Consider the following 15,275-nt stretch of genomic DNA (forward strand, 5'->3'; position numbering starts at 1 on the left):
TTGCTCACTTCGGCACCCTCGCGGTGCCGTTTTTTCTGCCTCATCGGTCAGGACAGCGTCATCTTCGTTAACGCTCAGGACCCTGAGCGTTAACGCCGGAAGAACAGCAAATCAGGGTTGGGGGCAATTGAGCGGCGTAACATAAAGCTTTTCGAAGCGAGGCGCGCTGACGGGTGCCCCCATCTGTTTGCCCTGTAAAATGTCACATGCCGCAGCACAAATGAATTCATGCTGTGCACGGTTCTCAATGCCTTCAGCCGCGACCGTGATGCCCATATTTTTGCCTAACGAAGCAATCGCGTTAAACAGCAGTCGGGCTTTGTTGCTCTGCTCAAGTTGGCCCGTCAGCGATTTATCTATCTTGAGACCGGCAACAAAGCGATGCTGCAACAGGCTGAGCGAGGCCAGGCTGCGACCAAAATGGTCGATGATAAATAACGCCCCCGTATTTTTAACCGCATCCAGAACCTGTAATTTTGTCTCATCGGCATCGGTAAGCAGCGGTTCATCGATTTCCAGTTCGATAAAGCCTGCATCTTCCCCGGCACAGTGACGGATAACATCGGCCAGGCCCGTTTCCAGCAACTGACGTGGGAACAGATTAATACTGACACGCAAGGCCGCGTGTTGACGCCGCCACTGCTTAATTTGACTGACAGCGGACTGAATGATCCACTCCCCAAGTTTGACTGACAGCGGACTTTTAATCAGCATATCAATAAACTCAGCGGGAAAAAGGATGCCACGCGCGGGATGCATCCAGCGCACCAGTGCTTCGCAGCCGATCAATGTCCCATCGGCCCCATTAAAACGCGGCTGGTAATGCAGAACGAACTGATGCTGACGTACCGCAGCTTCCAGTTCACGCTCAAAACGGCGTCGTCCCTGTTCCGCCTCACGAAATTCAGGCTGAAAGAGAACAGACTGGCCTTTCCCGCGCGCTTTGGCGCGGTACAGCGCTAAATCGGCGGCTGACATGACCGATGACGTGTCGGTGCCATGTAAGGGAAAACAGGCCACACCGGTGCTGGCTCCCACCGTCAGCACCGATCCCATGTAATCAAATGGCATCTGGATGGCCGCAGTGAGTATGTGCGCTATCCCCATGGCCTCATCGCAACCATTGGGTAGCAGGACAATAAACTCATCGCCGCCAAGTCGGGCTGCCGCAATCGCATGGGTACAAACCGCGCGAATCTGCTCAGCCACATGGCACAGCAAGGCATCGCCTGCGGCATGGCCTAGTGTATCGTTCACCTCTTTAAAACTGTCTAAATCCGTCATCAGCAAGGTATAAGGTACGCCGGATTCCGTCAGCTTACTGAGTTGGGTCATAAACGCACTGCGGCTGGCAAGACGCGTCAGCATATCCAGTGACGCCAGCTCACACAGTCGCGCCTCGCTTTCATAACGCAGCGTAACATCACGGATAATCATGCCAACATAGCGTTCCTCCCCTTCGCGCCAGCCCGAGAAAGAAACTTCTGCCGGAAACTCTTCACCGTTGCAGCGTTTCCCCCAAATCTGCAGAGTACGAGGGACTGCGATCGCGTCATCGTCATGCTCAAGCCGATCAAGTTCGTTGCGGTAGTCGGTCTGGCAGCGTTCCGGGATCAGTCCGGCGACATATTTTCCCATCATTTCGCTGGCGTCATAGCCAAACATGTTGGTCGCGGCAGGGTTCCAGAATGTAATCCCGCGATTCAGATCGGTACAAATAATGGCATCAGGCGAGGTGACCGATATGGCTTCAAGCCGCTGCTGACTGGCATGGCGCAGCACCTCCATACGATGAACCTCCATGCGGTCCATCACCAGCGCAGCCAGATCGGTCAGGTTCTGACGATCCGTTGGGCTCATTGCAGGGCGGGGATGATTGTCGGTCAGACATAATGTCCCAATTCTGTGCCCGTCGGGCGTAATCAGCGGGACGCCAGCATAGAATCGAATATAGGGATAACCCAGCACCAGCGGGCTGTTACAGAAGCGGGGATCGTTGAGCGCGTCAGGCACACAAAGAATCGAGTCACTCTCAAGCGTATGATGGCAGAACGCCACGCTCCGCGAGGTTTCAGTAATCTGCAGACCATAGCGAGACTTGAAAAACTGGCGTTTTTCATCAATCAGCGACACAAACGCCACCGGCACGCTAAACAGTCGCGCGGCCAGAATCGTCAGGCGATCGAACGCTTCATTCGGCGGCGTGTCCATCAGGTGATACTGGGCCAGCGCACGCAAGCGCGCTTCTTCAGCGCCGTTTTCGGTTGAGTGCTTCAGAGTATGTCCTCCTGAGGTCGTATACTGTGGCCGGGCATCTCACAGTAAAAAGAGGACGCCTGCAATCAGACAGAACCAGGTAAACGTTATCTGCCAACCTGAAACCGCAACAAAGGCCCGCCTGTACAGCAAAAATCCCAATCTCAGTCATCTGCTCTGATCACGGGATCGCCTTTAACTTCGACCCCGTTTTTACTGTTATCGTCCTCTCAGAGATGAACTTCATAGTCTGAGGCTGCTTATCTGTGTAAAACGGTAAAAATCGCTATTTTTTGGACTGTGGCACCAGTTCATAATAGGGATGCTTGCCTGCTAACAGCAGCAGCAATTCATACTCGCCCTGACTCAGTAACGCGACTTTCGCCGTGGCTTCTTTTGTCTGCCAGGCGCGTAAGCTGAGATCAAAGCGTTCGGCTGCGCCCTCCTGTGACAGACCTGCCGCAATACGCAACTCCCGGACGTTATTCTGGACGGGCACGGGCCGTCGGACGATTGAATTTCCCAAACCAGGCTCCCTGTTGTTGACTTAGGGTAACAGTGCCTTAGCGCAGCCCGTATCGGTTCTCTCACACGGTCATCAGCCACCGCCGCAGCACACATTTCATAAGAATACTTAATCTTAACAGGGGAAATGTCAATCGAGGGAAGGCCGTTCTGGCAGGAATTTTATGGGCCCGAATCTATGCTTTGATCAACTTATATCACTTTCCCTTAAGCGAAACGGCATGACTTTTAAAAAAACCAATAATTTGAGTTTATTTCGTAACGTAAGATGTAAGGAAATATAAATTTAAAACAGGGCGTTCAACAATAAATTCCCCCGCCATAAGGCGGGGGCATGAAAACCACAGTGGTTATTTTCAATTGAAAAACAGACCACCGGCTGGCTTATATATCTTTATTTACCAAACGCAATCCAGGCCGCATCATCTTTTGTCGCCACAGAGACCGAAGGACGAAGAGGTTGCGTGGCCTTATGGCTGGCTGAACGGACAACAGACGAGGTTGTCACGGGCAGTGTAAACCGTGTAATGACGCTGGTCAGTGTCTCAGTCTGGCTGCTCATACTTTCCGCAGAGGCTGAGATAGTCTGCACCAGACTGCTGTTTTGCTGCGTAACCCGGTCAATTTCCGCTACGGCGAGTGTGACCTGAGAAATACCTTTACTCTGTTCTTCGGAAGCCAGAGCAATCTGACCAATCAGGTCGTTCACGCTGCCGACGTTACGTAACACCTCTTCCATCGTGCTGCCCGCCGTGTTGGCCGCATCACGTCCTTGACTGATACCGGCGACCGTATCCGCAATTAATCCTTCAATCTCTTTCGCCGCTTCGGCACTGCGTTGCGCCAGAGATCGTACTTCGCTGGCCACTACAGCAAAACCGCGCCCCTGCTCTCCGGCGCGCGCCGCCTCGACGGCGGCATTGAGCGCCAGAATATTGGTCTGGAACGCAATACCATTGATGGTAGCCGTAAACTGACGTATTTTTTCTGCGCCAACAGACAGGCCTTCCATCGCGCCAACCACCGTTTTCACCAGTTGTTCGCCCTGCTGAGTGGTTTGCGCAGTGATGCCTGACAGCGCGCGCGCTTCACGGCTGTTTTCTGCGTTATAGCGCACGGTCGCGGTTAACTGCTCCATGCTGGCCGCCGTTTCTTCCAGCGCGGCTGCCTGAGTCGCCGTCCTGTTCGACAGATCGGCATTGCCTTTAGCGATATCGCTGGCCTCATCCCGTAACACGGATGCATTGTCGCGAATCGCCAGAACGGTCTTCAGCAAACTTTGTTGCATTTCTTTAAGTAACGGCACCATTTGCCCGACACAATTCCGACCAAGATCTTCGGGTTCCTGGGTCAGATCGCCGTCAGCAATGATGCGGAAGTGATCACGCAGTTTTGCTACGGGGCGAACAAGATGGACAACCAGATAGCGGTCACAAAAGAAAAGCAGCCCCGTGACCGCAGCCAACGTAATCAAAAAGAGTTCTACCAGTCTCTGATGCTCTACGCTCAGCGGCGCGTTATTGCTGGAAATCTGCTGCGTCAGAGCACGGAGTCTTTCCTGCGCAGCCGCAGGATAATCCTGTGGCGCGCTGGTCAGCGCGGCACGGTAGCGCTGCCACTCATCACCCGCAGGCACGTCTGCCGCCAGCGCAGCACGATTCGCTGTCGCATTCTCCTGCATCTGCAAACTGGCACGATTAAGGAAAATAAGCTGTTCTGTCAAGCTGTTACTGCGTGTAACTTCCCGATTAATGTCTTTGAGAATCACCGAACCATAGGCACCCGCAAGCGCAATGACGATCACGGCGATAATGAGTATCCATAAGACGACACGTCTTATCGTAAAATTTTTTAGAATATTCATAGTATTTCCCCGGTGTGGCTGTGTAAAAACGTCAATAAAAATATTCATGCCTAATAGTTGCGGGCAAAACAATAGCGCGCTACTCTTTATAAAAATAATTGTGGCAGTGTTAATGAAAAAATAAAACGTAAAAATTGATTAAATGTGTGCATCGTTCATAACTAAGATATTTATTAAAGAAAATAAAAAGAGACATAAACCCAGAACACGCCTATTATTTAGTGAAAATAAAATTATTTCCTGTTTTTCCTTTCGCGCCCTTTGGCCAGCGTTGCGGTGCTTCTATCCGACACTTTTTCTTTTTAATTTCGCGCCGTTATCAGTACGGAGCGGAGGACACACATGCTTATGAGTCTCGACGGCGATCCTGAACGCCGCATCCGTGCCCTTGAGGCACTTCGTCATCCTGATGAAAGTCGGGATGACATACTGAGAAAATTTGTCAGACTGGCCAGTCAGGCACTGAACATTCCCGGCAGTTTTATTTCTATCATTGATGATGAGTTTCAGTATGTGCGTGCCTCACACAATTTTAAGCTGGAACGTTCATCCCGGGAGGATTCACTTTGTCGCTATGCGGTAGATGGTGACACCGCCGTCGTCGTGCCTGATACCTATCTCGACAGCCGCTTTGCGGCCCATCCCCTGATCGTTGGGGCGCCCTTTATTCGGTTTTATGCGGGCGTCCCACTGAAAAACCGTGATGGCATAAACCTGGGTACGCTGTGCGTCACGGATGTTCAACCGCACCCCTTCAGCGCCTCACAAATTACGACGCTTCAGTTACTGTCATCATTAGTGATGTCGTTTCTGGAGGCCTGGCATTCTGCGGGCTTTGTCGACCCGGTGACAGGGCTGCCCAACCGCCAGCGCCTGATTCGTGACATGCATTATTTATCGGCAGCAGGCGACACAACCTTACGCCGCCTGGTCCTGATTGACTGTATTGATATGCCGCGCGCCTATGAACTGGCCCGGTCGATGGGCATGGGGCCCGTTGAAAGCCTGCTCAAGGATGTCGCTACCCTTTTGCCCCTTCGGCTGCGTCCTGCGGCCAGTGACATTATTTATACTGTTGCCACCGGGCGTTTTGCGGTGCTGACGCGTGCGGACAGCCGCATCAGTGCGCACTGGGTCGCCTGTCAGATGGAAGGCATCAGCGCCGACCTGGGTGAAGGCCTGTCAGTGGGGCTCAGCACCCACACCGGCGAGGTCGATTTCGTCTCCGGTATTTTCCCGCCCCATGAAACCCTGCGCCAGGCGGTCAGCGCCTTGCACGAGGCCATTGGGCGCGGTTTACCCTCTTTACGCTTTAGTGAAGCCACGGATATCAGACGTACGCAGGATTTCACGTTAATCAACGATCTGGCGCGCGCGCTGCGCGAAGATGTGGGCCTTTATCTGGTTTATCAGCCTAAAATTTGCCTGCAAAGCGGTAAACCCATCGGGCTTGAAGCCCTGATTCGATGGCATCATCCTGAACGAGGCGAACTCTCACCGGCCACTTTCATCCCGCTTGCTGAGCAGACCGAAACCCTTACTGCCCTGACATCATGGGTGATTGACAACGTTATCGCCCGCCTGAAGCGCCTGCGCAACAGCTGTATCCAGTTGCCTGTTACGATTAATGTGAGTGAGCGCGATTTCTCGCTTGACGGTTTTGCGGATAGTCTGGAAGAGAAAATGCTTAAGGCAAAACTCCCCACCTCCCTGCTGGGAATCGAGTGTCTGGAAACGGAGCGCATTGTTGAGAGCCCCTCGTCCATGCGGGGGCTTGAGATGCTGAAACTGCGCGGCTTTGGCATTTCTCTTGATGATTTTGGTACCGGCTACAGCAATATCAGTTATCTGCGCCGGATGCCGCTGGATGTGATCAAGCTGGACCGTTCGCTAATTAGTGAGCTTTCATCCGATATGGCCTCACGCATTATTGCTCGTAATATTATTACCATGCTGAAAGAGCTGGATTATGTGGTACTGGCCGAAGGCGTGGAATGTGTCGATACCGTGGAAGCGTTAACGGAATATGGCTGCGATCAGGCCCAGGGTTTTTTCTATTCCCGTCCCCTGGCAGACAGCGAACTGGACCACTGGCTGCACTGGAAACTCCGCGAAATGTGTTAAGACGCCGTTGGGTTCACGTCCACGGCGTTACCTGGCAGGATAGCGAGAAATGTTCCCCTCATGGTTCACCATGACGCAGTTACGGCCTTCGTCTTTCGCCGCGTACAACGCTTCATCTGCCCGCCTGAGTAGTGAGGCGTCGTCGCCCAAACCGTTTAAGGTAGCGACGCCGAGGGAAACCGTCATGCTGTTGATAAACGGGAACACCGTATGACTGACGGCCTCACGGATGCGTTCTGCCATTGCGGCCGCGTCGCCCATAGAGGTGCCCGGCAGCAGCAGCACAAACTCTTCGCCGCCGAACCGGCTGATTACATCCAGCGTACGGCAGCGCTTTCTTAACAAACCCGCCAGGCTCACCAGGACTTTGTCGCCAGCATCGTGTCCATAGCGATCGTTGATGATTTTAAAGTGATCGATATCGATGGCAATCGCACTCTGCACAGGCTCCTCGCGGTGCTGAGCCGCCTGTGCATAGAAACCGCGACGGTTATTTAATCCGGTCAGCGGATCGGTCATGGCTTTATCGTTCAGGTCCGCAACATGCCCTGCGACCGCACGCCGGTGATGCTGAACCGCTTCTCTTAATCTGTCAGCTTCGTTGTACCAGGTGTTAACGGATGACAGCGGATCCGGGCTGGCCTCACTTCCCCCGTCACGCACCATGCCTGCCAGTTTTTCCAGCGGATAAGAGATGCGGGACGCCAGAAAGGCCATGCAGGTTGCAGTCAGGACGATGATGATCAGAATAAACCAGAAGGCATTTCTGGCCGTATGCATCATCAGGCCATTTACCGTTTCTGAGGTACCGGACATAAAGATATTCCAGTCCGTTTTTTGCAGGCTGGCGTAACCGATAAGGTACTTTTTGCCCGCGTCCTGAATCATAAACTGGCCGCTCATCGTGGCCGCCAGGCGTTTCTGTAACGGCTGACTTAACGCCATGCGCGTCCCGACACGCGTCGGATCCTGACTGAAAATAATCGTGCCATCATCACTGACAATACTGACCGATGTGCCATCACCGTAATAATGCTGGCTCAGGATGTCACTCAACATACTCTGTTTTTTCAGGTAAATCGTTCCCCCAATAAAGCCGAGATAATGACCGTCATGCGCAAACAGGGGATGCGAGATAAAGACCACATAGTTGCCCGAGGGTGAGATAAAAGGCGAAGAAATAAACGGTTTTTGTAGCTTATTCGCCTGTTCCGTTTCAGCGGTGTCCACCTTAACACCCAGCAGAGACAGGCTTTCAGGCGAGATGGAGGCGATAATGGAATGGTTATCCAGCACGACTACCGAGTTGAAAAAACCTGACTGTTGTAACAGGCGCGTAGTTTCGCGATGTAACAGCTGAACGTTATTCAGGTCAGCGATCTGACCGGCGCTCCAGGCCAGTTCACGTTGGGCAATGGCAAGATAGTGATCGGTGGTGTCGGCCAGCTTACGGGCATAGGCAATATTGCTGTCCAGCAGCGACTCTTCAATATTACTTTTTTGAAAAAGAAACAGCGCGCCCAGCAGCAAGCCGGAAGTCACAATGACACTTCCTATCGATAACGCGGTGAGTAACGTTCGAAGATGGATTTTTCTGCGATACATAACGGGATGTGCTGAGAATAAATTATGCAGATAGTAAACGCTAATCAGCCAGACAAAGGGCAGAATAAACGTCACTTTTGTTCTCTACAGTACTGAATGAGTGGCAGAATTCATCCGCAGGCAACAAGCGACACTTTTTTACCTGTGTGCAGATTCTCACCGTGTTGAGGCGTCATCTGAGCTGGCATCAATCATAGTGGCCCCGCACGCAATACCGCTATAAGAGTAGTTAATTATTTTGCCTTAAACAAAATAATCCAGTTATTCGATGGCAGATTCTTTCTTAAATATACGTCAGTTCGTTAACCCCGTGTTGAGGAGTACGCTGAAAGAAATTCAGGCGCTACTCCTTGCGAAGTAATGAAGCGTCGCAAGCGGTCTGAATCGCGTGTCTTCCCCCTTTCTCTCCAACCTTGCCCGGCGTACTGATCACGACGCACAACAGAAGGCGCTCTCGTTCGTTCGGCTGTTTTTTATGACAATGCGCATGCTATGGTAGTGATTTGCGTTTATGTGGATACCTTTGATGAAAAAACAGCGGGTTGGCATCGTCTTTGGCGGGAAATCTTCAGAACATGAAGTGTCGTTGCAGTCAGCAAAAAATATCGTTGATGCCATTGATAAGACCCGGTTTGAGGTCGTGCTACTGGGTATCGACAAACAAGGGCAATGGCACCTCAATGACGCCTCCAGCTTCCTGCTGAATGCAGAAAATCCGTCACTGATTGCCCTCAATCGCACGGCAAAACAGATTGCCCTGATTCCCGGCGAACCTGAGCAGCCACTCATTGCCCGTGACGATGCGCATTCCCTGTCACAGCTGGATGTCATTTTTCCGGTGGTTCACGGTACGCAAGGCGAAGATGGCGCGCTGCAGGGGTTACTGCGCATGGCGTCGCTGCCCTTTGTCGGGTCGGATGTGCTGGGGTCGGCGGTCAGCATGGACAAGGATTTCACCAAGCGCCTGTTACGCGATGCCGGCTTGCAGGTTGCCCCCTGGCTGAGCGTCACGTCTTCACAGCTGAACCAACTGGACACCGAAGCCGTCATCGCCCGCTTCGGCCTGCCGCTGTTTGTTAAGCCTGCCAATCAGGGCTCTTCGGTGGGCGTAAGTAAAGTGACCCATGCCGCAGCGCTCCTGCCCGCGCTGGAAATGGCGTTTACGTTCGATCGTAAGGCCCTGATTGAAAAAGCCATTAAAGGCCGGGAGATCGAATGTGCGGTGCTGGGTAACGAAGAGCCACAGGCCAGCCCGTGTGGCGAAGTGGTGGTGAAAGAAGGCTTCTATTCCTACGACACAAAGTACATCAGCGAAACCGGCGCACAAACGGTGATTCCTGCCGCCATCCCACCGGACGTCGATGCGGCGATTCGCCAGGTTGCGATTAAGGCATTTACCACACTGGAATGCTTTGGCATGGCGCGTGTCGACGTGTTTTATACCGAGGAAGGCGAAATCGTGATCAACGAAGTGAATACACTACCCGGTTTCACCAATATCAGCATGTATCCCAAACTGTGGCAGGCGGCGGGCCTGAGCTATCAGGACCTGATTACCCGACTGATTGAACTGGCTATCGCACGCCATCAACAGAGCGCCCTGCTGAAAACCAGTATTCATTAATGTGCGTCCAGCGACCTGCTCAGGCAACGTCGCTGGTCATTTCATTATGGGCTTTGCCCGGCGATGTCTGATTGCGACCATTTCGCTTGGAAATATAGAGATTTTTGTCGGCTGCGGAGATCAGGTTGTTAATCGTCTCAGCCCAGGCCGTACCCGGTTGGGCTTCGCCATTTGCCAGGCCCAGGCTCACCGTGACCGTGACGGCATTGCCCTGCAGCACAAATTTCTCGCGGACAATGCTCTGCCGAATCCCCTCCGCCAGCGAATAGATTTTCTCCGGAGACAGATCGAACTGCACCACCACAAATTCTTCTCCGCCAAAACGGCAAATGTGCCCTTTACTGCCAACCAGCGGCGAAATGCGGCGGGCAATCTCTTCCAGCACGCTGTCGCCCGCATCATGGCCGAAATTGTCGTTGACTGATTTAAAGTAATCCACATCCAGCAGGATCACGCCGACCTGACGTTGCGCATAGCTGGGCTCGTTACGCAGTCTTTCATACAGGCCGGATCGCGATAATAACTGGGTAAGAAAATCGTAATCGGCGCGCAGAGCCAGCCGCTCATTGAGCTGACGGATAGCATCCACGCTGACCGCCACAATCAGAGGACTGATGGCAAGCGTAGCCACGCCCAGTCGCGCTGACGTCAGATGACTGATGGGCAGCAGGCTTGAATCGCCCTGGATATGCATGACGCCATGGGAAACCAAAATGATCTGGCTGATGCCGGTTATCAGTGTCACCAGGCTGGTGAGCGGGATGGGCAAGACAATGGCGCACCAGATTAACGCCGGCACCGGCAGCGTCAGGCTGCCTGCGCCGCCCATTAAGGCCCCCGTCGTTAAGGACAGCCCCACGGCGATAAGCGGCAGAATCGTCCCCACCTTTACCCGTAGCCCTGAGAACATCACGCGCCAGTTTGGGGTCAACAGAAACGGCAACAGCATTAAGCCGGTCGAAAACTGTTCGCTGAACCAGTTCATCCAGGCATCGGCGAACGCGGCATTGACACTGCCTACCTGTGCCAGCGCGCCCCAGGTGGCGCAACCGAACGCCGCCAGCAGGCAGGCGGGGAAGATCCGTAAGGCATTCGAGATGCGTTCACTGCTGGAATCATGCTGATACTGTTTTCCCATCACTAGTACGCATATCAGGATAAAGAGAATATTGGCGACATTGAGCGTAAATGCCGGTAACGTCCAGCCCGAAAAGACCGTATCGTTAAATACCATCGCACTAAAGCAAATAAGATAAAAACGGGTTCGGTGAAGGAAGGGATAACGCAGCATCATACCGGCAATAAACACGTTTACCGGCCAGAACAGGGATAAATCGTGGGGAATGCGCAGATGACCGCCAACGAAACAAAACATCAGCGTAATCATAAACAGCCAGAAGGCACTCTTTTTAGCATTATGCTCTTCAAACAGCTTAGCGCGCATACGTCCGGACCTTGTCACAAAGAGGCTCACTACCTCGCCGCCCACAAAGTATGTGGCGTTATCATCATCATTAAAGCCTGATTCGTGTCTGCGCCATTCAGAGAAAAACAACAGTAAACAGGCGAACGTCAGGGTATTGAAACAGGTTACCGGTAACGAATGGGCTGGCAGACATCCCTGCCTATTATGTCTTACAAATAAAAAAATCGGATATCCGAGATATCCGATTTTTCTGCTGTAAATTCCAGAATACCGATGTCTGGTTATTTCACCGCCACCGGCCACTGACTCAGGCGTATGTTTCGTTTATCAGCATTTTCACCAAAATCTTTCAACACGGCTTTTACATCCGGATCGATGTATTCTGCATTATCGTTATCAACAATTACCACGCTATTTTCGGGAATTTTTTCCAGCAGTCCCTGAAGTTTAGGGTTGTGTAAAAACGTCAAATTTTGCTGAAAACGCAGCACATAGTGGTCGTCATAGCGCGTAAGCTGCAAGGCGTTGCGATGACTCTTGTAGATGCTGTAGATAATTTGAGTGGCAATACCTATGCCGATTCCCACCAGCATTCCCAACGTGATAATTCCAATAATCGTCGCCAGGAACGGGACGTACTGCTGTGCGCCCATACGAAACTGTTCGATAAACAGTCGCGGTGCAGCCAGCTTATAACCGGTATAGAGCAGGACCGCAGCCAGACTGGCAAGCGGAATGGCATTCAGCATCTCACTAAACCACATACCGCAAATCAGCAACATCACACCATGAAGCAAAATGGACAGTTTGGTTTGTGCGCCTGCGTTGACGTTTGCTGAGCTGCGAACAATAACCGCCGTGATGGGCATTGCACCCAAGAAGCCCGCGGTTATGTTACCAATGCCCTGAGCAAACATTTCTCTGTTGGGCGATGGCGCAGGATTTTGCGGACGTAGCTTTTTCAGGGCTTCCTGGCTCAGGAGCGTTTCCAGACTGGCCACCAGCGCCAGCGTCACCGCGACAACCCACACCTGCGGATTTTGCCAGGCCATCCAGTCCGGCGTTTCAAGTTCGGCTATCATCGCCGAAACGCTGTCAAAAGCGGGCAGTGAAATACGCGGTAAGGCGTCGGTGAGTGACGGGAACAGTCGCGCCCCCAATACTGTCACCCCACAGCCAAACAGAACCGCAAAGAGCGGACCCGGGATCCAGGCTATCGCCTTGATGCGCTTGATGGGGCCGGTTGTCCACGCAAACAAAATGAACAAGCCCACCAACGACACCAACAGCGCCGAGAGCGAAAAGGTCATTTCACCGTTTACCAGCGACACCAGTTTTACGCTGCCGCCGGCTCCTAGCGCCACCGGTATTTGCTGCATGATCAGCAGCAGGCCAATCGCCGCCAGCATACCTTTAATCACGCTACCGGGCACGAGTGCAATAAAACGGCCAGCGCGCAGCAGACCAAACAGGCACTGTAAAAGCCCGGCGATGATCAGCGCAGTGAGAAACGCGGAAAAACTTCCCAGCGTGGCCATCGAGGCGACCACGATAGTGACCAGTCCTGCCGCAGGACCGCTGACGGCGAAGCGTGACGGACTGAGTGATGTCACGATTATCCCGCCAATCACACCGGTCAGTAAGCCGGCAAAAGGCGGTAAACCGCTGGCCTGAGCAATACCGAGGCAGAGCGGGAGTGCGACCAGAAACACAACCAGCCCTGCCGGCACATCGCGGCGTAACGTATCCAGATTCATGGTGAAGACTCCTCTGCAGATTGCTGAATCAACTCTTTAAGATGACCCGATTGCAGGTCGTAAACACAGCCAAACACATCCAGTTCCTGACCAGATTGCCAGGCCTGACGGACAGGGTCGGAAGCCACCAGCCTGGCAAACTGCACCCGCACGTTTGCCTCCACCAGACGGTTCAGTTTCTCACCCTCTGTTTCCTGCGCCGTCGGGTCGCCAAGATGGCTTGCCAGGCCGTCGCGCAAACAGGTAATACGACGCGCCAGTGCAGAATCCTCCGTCGCTAACGGACTGCCGGGCAGATTCAGAGCCGCCTGAACGCCGCCGCAACCATAGTGACCGCTTAATACAATGCGCTTCACGCCAAGAAAGAAGACGGCATATTGCAGAACACTCAGCAGGTTGTCGTCTTCCGCCACGACCATATTGGCGATATTACGATGAACAAACAGCTCGCCAGGATGGGAACCCGTTAACACCTCCGCCGGTACCCGACTGTCTGAGCAGCCAATCCATAATGAATGCGGTTTTTGCTGATAGAGCGATTTTTCAAAATAGGCGGGGTTACGTTGGCGGCGCTGTAAGGCCCAACTGCGATTTTTCGCTAATAAGGGTTTAAGTGTCGTCACAATCATCTTCTCTTAACTACCGGGAATATCATTTCCAGGCGAACCACGGAGTGAACCCGCTCACCTTATTTGGCCGAGGGGCTAATGAAACCTGAACTCCATCACATTAAAAGGTTATAGCCGCTTATCATTTTCAATGCACATGGAATATTACACGCGCAAAAATACTGCCTGCCTGTGTAAGGCTTTATTCAACTAACGTCATCAAAACGTAAATAATATTAAGAGGTCATACCACCAAACTTTGCAGTTATTTTAATTTTATTCATTTAAAATCAAACACATAAAATTAACGCCATGATTTATAAATTGACAAATAAATACAAAACTTTCATAGCGAACTAAGTAATTAAAATAACAGCGACGCCACAGACCAGGATTAGTCTTAAATGCAGAATTTATGAATAGCACGATTAACCGCCTTTATTTAATGCAGGCAGTGAATCCGTCTTAATGAAGGGGTAAATTAAAGCGAGAGATAGTTAATTTAATTTGCGTGAAAATAGTGACGGATGTAAGTAAATATTTGAGCCAACGTGAAGGCGCCCGCCCAGTGCAGGCGCTTCATATTGACATTTTATTTACCGTTCCAGGCGTTGAGGCGCGCCTCACGAACGGAAAGCTGTTGTTGTGGTGTCAGCTTATTGTAATTTTCCGCCATGCCGCTTTCCCAGTCGCCATACAATGGATTGGGTAAAACAATAAATTGCGTACCGAAAAGCGCGTGATTACTGTCGACAAATGCCCGACGCTGCGCGTTACCCTGATGCCAGGTTGCGCCGCCAAAATCATTCAGGTTGTCACCGATATATAAAACGACATTGTAGCCCGCATTTTTAATGGCATCGAAACGCGCCTGCTTGTTTGAGGAGTCGGTTTTCAGGCTGACCGTTTTCTCACTGACTCCGCTGAAGCCAAGCTGCTGCAGGTTGGCCACCGTGGCGGCATAGTCTTTTTGATCGCGATTGGAAACGTAAAAAACGGTGCCGCCATGGCTGTTGACGTAGCGGGCGAATTCCACCGCGCCGGGCACCGCTTTTGCCTGCCGCGCCTGTGTCCAGGCTGACCAGGTTTTGTCGCTGAAAGGCTGGCCATTCTTCACCTGCCACGCGCTATAGGCACTGTTGTCCAGCATAGTTTCATCTAAATCGACAATGACCGCTTTAGGCTTGCCCGCCAGCGAAGCCGATTGATCAAAGGCCAGACGGGCGCTGTTGAATGCCTGCCAGCAGAGCGCCTGATATTCGCCGGACTGCTGGAACCAGTTCAGGGCCAGGACCGATTGTTGCCCCAGTTGCTGCTGTGCCTGCTGTCGGGCAGGTTGCGCGCAACCTGCCAGTGCCAGCGCAACCACCGCCGACAGCGCGAAATTCACTGAATGTTTCATCGTTTTATCCTAAGGTGTGAAAGATTTAAGTGGGTAACGCTTCAAAAATGTAGCAGTTAACGTAAGCTGAGGGCAGCAACATTA

General features: G+C 52.3%; 10 protein-coding genes. 2 read left to right on the plus strand and 8 right to left on the minus strand.

Annotated elements, in window-relative coordinates:
- Positions 1-111: 111 nt before the first annotated feature.
- From C1N64_RS00280 to C1N64_RS00290, 3 genes are all read right to left on the minus strand, one after another.
- Positions 112-2,211: a sensor domain-containing phosphodiesterase gene (locus C1N64_RS00280; RefSeq protein WP_375094076.1), complete on the minus strand. Its 2,100-nt coding sequence runs from the start codon at positions 2,209-2,211 to the stop codon at positions 112-114.
- 331 nt (positions 2,212-2,542) lie between these two features.
- A complete protein-coding gene (locus tag C1N64_RS00285; protein WP_033739962.1) occupies positions 2,543-2,782 on the minus strand; it encodes a hypothetical protein in 240 nt (79 codons plus the stop codon).
- Positions 2,783-3,175: 393 nt separating this feature from the next.
- Positions 3,176-4,645 carry a methyl-accepting chemotaxis protein gene (locus C1N64_RS00290; protein ID WP_325992424.1) on the minus strand — a complete coding sequence of 490 codons (1,470 nt, stop codon included), beginning with the start codon at positions 4,643-4,645 and terminating at the stop codon, positions 3,176-3,178.
- Between the two features lie 342 nt (positions 4,646-4,987).
- On the opposite strand from C1N64_RS00290, the gene C1N64_RS00295 reads away from it, so the two are divergent.
- The gene (locus tag C1N64_RS00295; RefSeq protein WP_006118233.1) at positions 4,988-6,769 is read left to right on the plus strand and encodes a GGDEF and EAL domain-containing protein; all 1,782 of its coding nucleotides are present in this window, start codon (positions 4,988-4,990) and stop codon (positions 6,767-6,769) included.
- Between the two features lie 27 nt (positions 6,770-6,796).
- Here C1N64_RS00295 and C1N64_RS00300 read toward each other — a convergent pair whose 3' ends face one another.
- Positions 6,797-8,374: a sensor domain-containing diguanylate cyclase gene (locus C1N64_RS00300; protein ID WP_033740108.1), complete on the minus strand. Its 1,578-nt coding sequence runs from the start codon at positions 8,372-8,374 to the stop codon at positions 6,797-6,799.
- Between the two features lie 526 nt (positions 8,375-8,900).
- Between C1N64_RS00300 and ddlA the strand changes: the two genes are divergently transcribed.
- Positions 8,901-9,998: a D-alanine--D-alanine ligase gene (gene ddlA, locus C1N64_RS00305; protein ID WP_033739964.1), complete on the plus strand. Its 1,098-nt coding sequence runs from the start codon at positions 8,901-8,903 to the stop codon at positions 9,996-9,998.
- 19 nt (positions 9,999-10,017) lie between these two features.
- Here ddlA and C1N64_RS00310 read toward each other — a convergent pair whose 3' ends face one another.
- The 4 genes from C1N64_RS00310 to C1N64_RS00325 all read right to left on the minus strand — a co-directional run bounded on the left by C1N64_RS00310 (position 10,018) and on the right by C1N64_RS00325 (position 15,191).
- On the minus strand, positions 10,018-11,442 hold the full coding sequence (locus C1N64_RS00310) for a GGDEF domain-containing protein (RefSeq protein ID WP_033739966.1): 1,425 nt from the start codon (positions 11,440-11,442) through the stop codon (positions 10,018-10,020).
- A gap of 263 nt (positions 11,443-11,705) precedes the next feature.
- A complete protein-coding gene (locus tag C1N64_RS00315; RefSeq protein WP_006118229.1) occupies positions 11,706-13,181 on the minus strand; it encodes a SulP family inorganic anion transporter in 1,476 nt (491 codons plus the stop codon).
- Positions 13,178-13,810, minus strand: coding sequence for a carbonic anhydrase (locus tag C1N64_RS00320; protein WP_033739968.1), 633 nt, complete (start codon positions 13,808-13,810; stop codon positions 13,178-13,180). The genes C1N64_RS00315 and C1N64_RS00320 overlap by 4 nt, the downstream gene beginning before the upstream one ends.
- 571 nt (positions 13,811-14,381) lie before the next feature.
- Positions 14,382-15,191: a 5'-nucleotidase, lipoprotein e(P4) family gene (locus C1N64_RS00325; protein WP_205953708.1), complete on the minus strand. Its 810-nt coding sequence runs from the start codon at positions 15,189-15,191 to the stop codon at positions 14,382-14,384.
- Between the last annotated feature and the right edge of the window lie 84 nt (positions 15,192-15,275).

Source organism: Pantoea sp. SGAir0215 (genome assembly GCF_043543215.1).

Coding starts and splice junctions, on each gene's coding strand:
- C1N64_RS00280 (WP_375094076.1), bottom strand. CDS start 2,211: ATGGACACGCCGCCGAATGAAGCGTTCGATCGCCTGACGATTCTGGCC.
- C1N64_RS00290 (WP_325992424.1), bottom strand. CDS start 4,645: ATGAATATTCTAAAAAATTTTACGATAAGACGTGTCGTCTTATGGATA.
- C1N64_RS00295 (WP_006118233.1), top strand. CDS start 4,988: ATGCTTATGAGTCTCGACGGCGATCCTGAACGCCGCATCCGTGCCCTT.
- C1N64_RS00300 (WP_033740108.1), bottom strand. CDS start 8,374: ATGTATCGCAGAAAAATCCATCTTCGAACGTTACTCACCGCGTTATCG.
- ddlA (WP_033739964.1), top strand. CDS start 8,901: ATGAAAAAACAGCGGGTTGGCATCGTCTTTGGCGGGAAATCTTCAGAA.
- C1N64_RS00310 (WP_033739966.1), bottom strand. CDS start 11,442: ATGCGCGCTAAGCTGTTTGAAGAGCATAATGCTAAAAAGAGTGCCTTC.
- C1N64_RS00315 (WP_006118229.1), bottom strand. CDS start 13,181: ATGAATCTGGATACGTTACGCCGCGATGTGCCGGCAGGGCTGGTTGTG.
- C1N64_RS00320 (WP_033739968.1), bottom strand. CDS start 13,810: ATGATTGTGACGACACTTAAACCCTTATTAGCGAAAAATCGCAGTTGG.
- C1N64_RS00325 (WP_205953708.1), bottom strand. CDS start 15,191: ATGAAACATTCAGTGAATTTCGCGCTGTCGGCGGTGGTTGCGCTGGCA.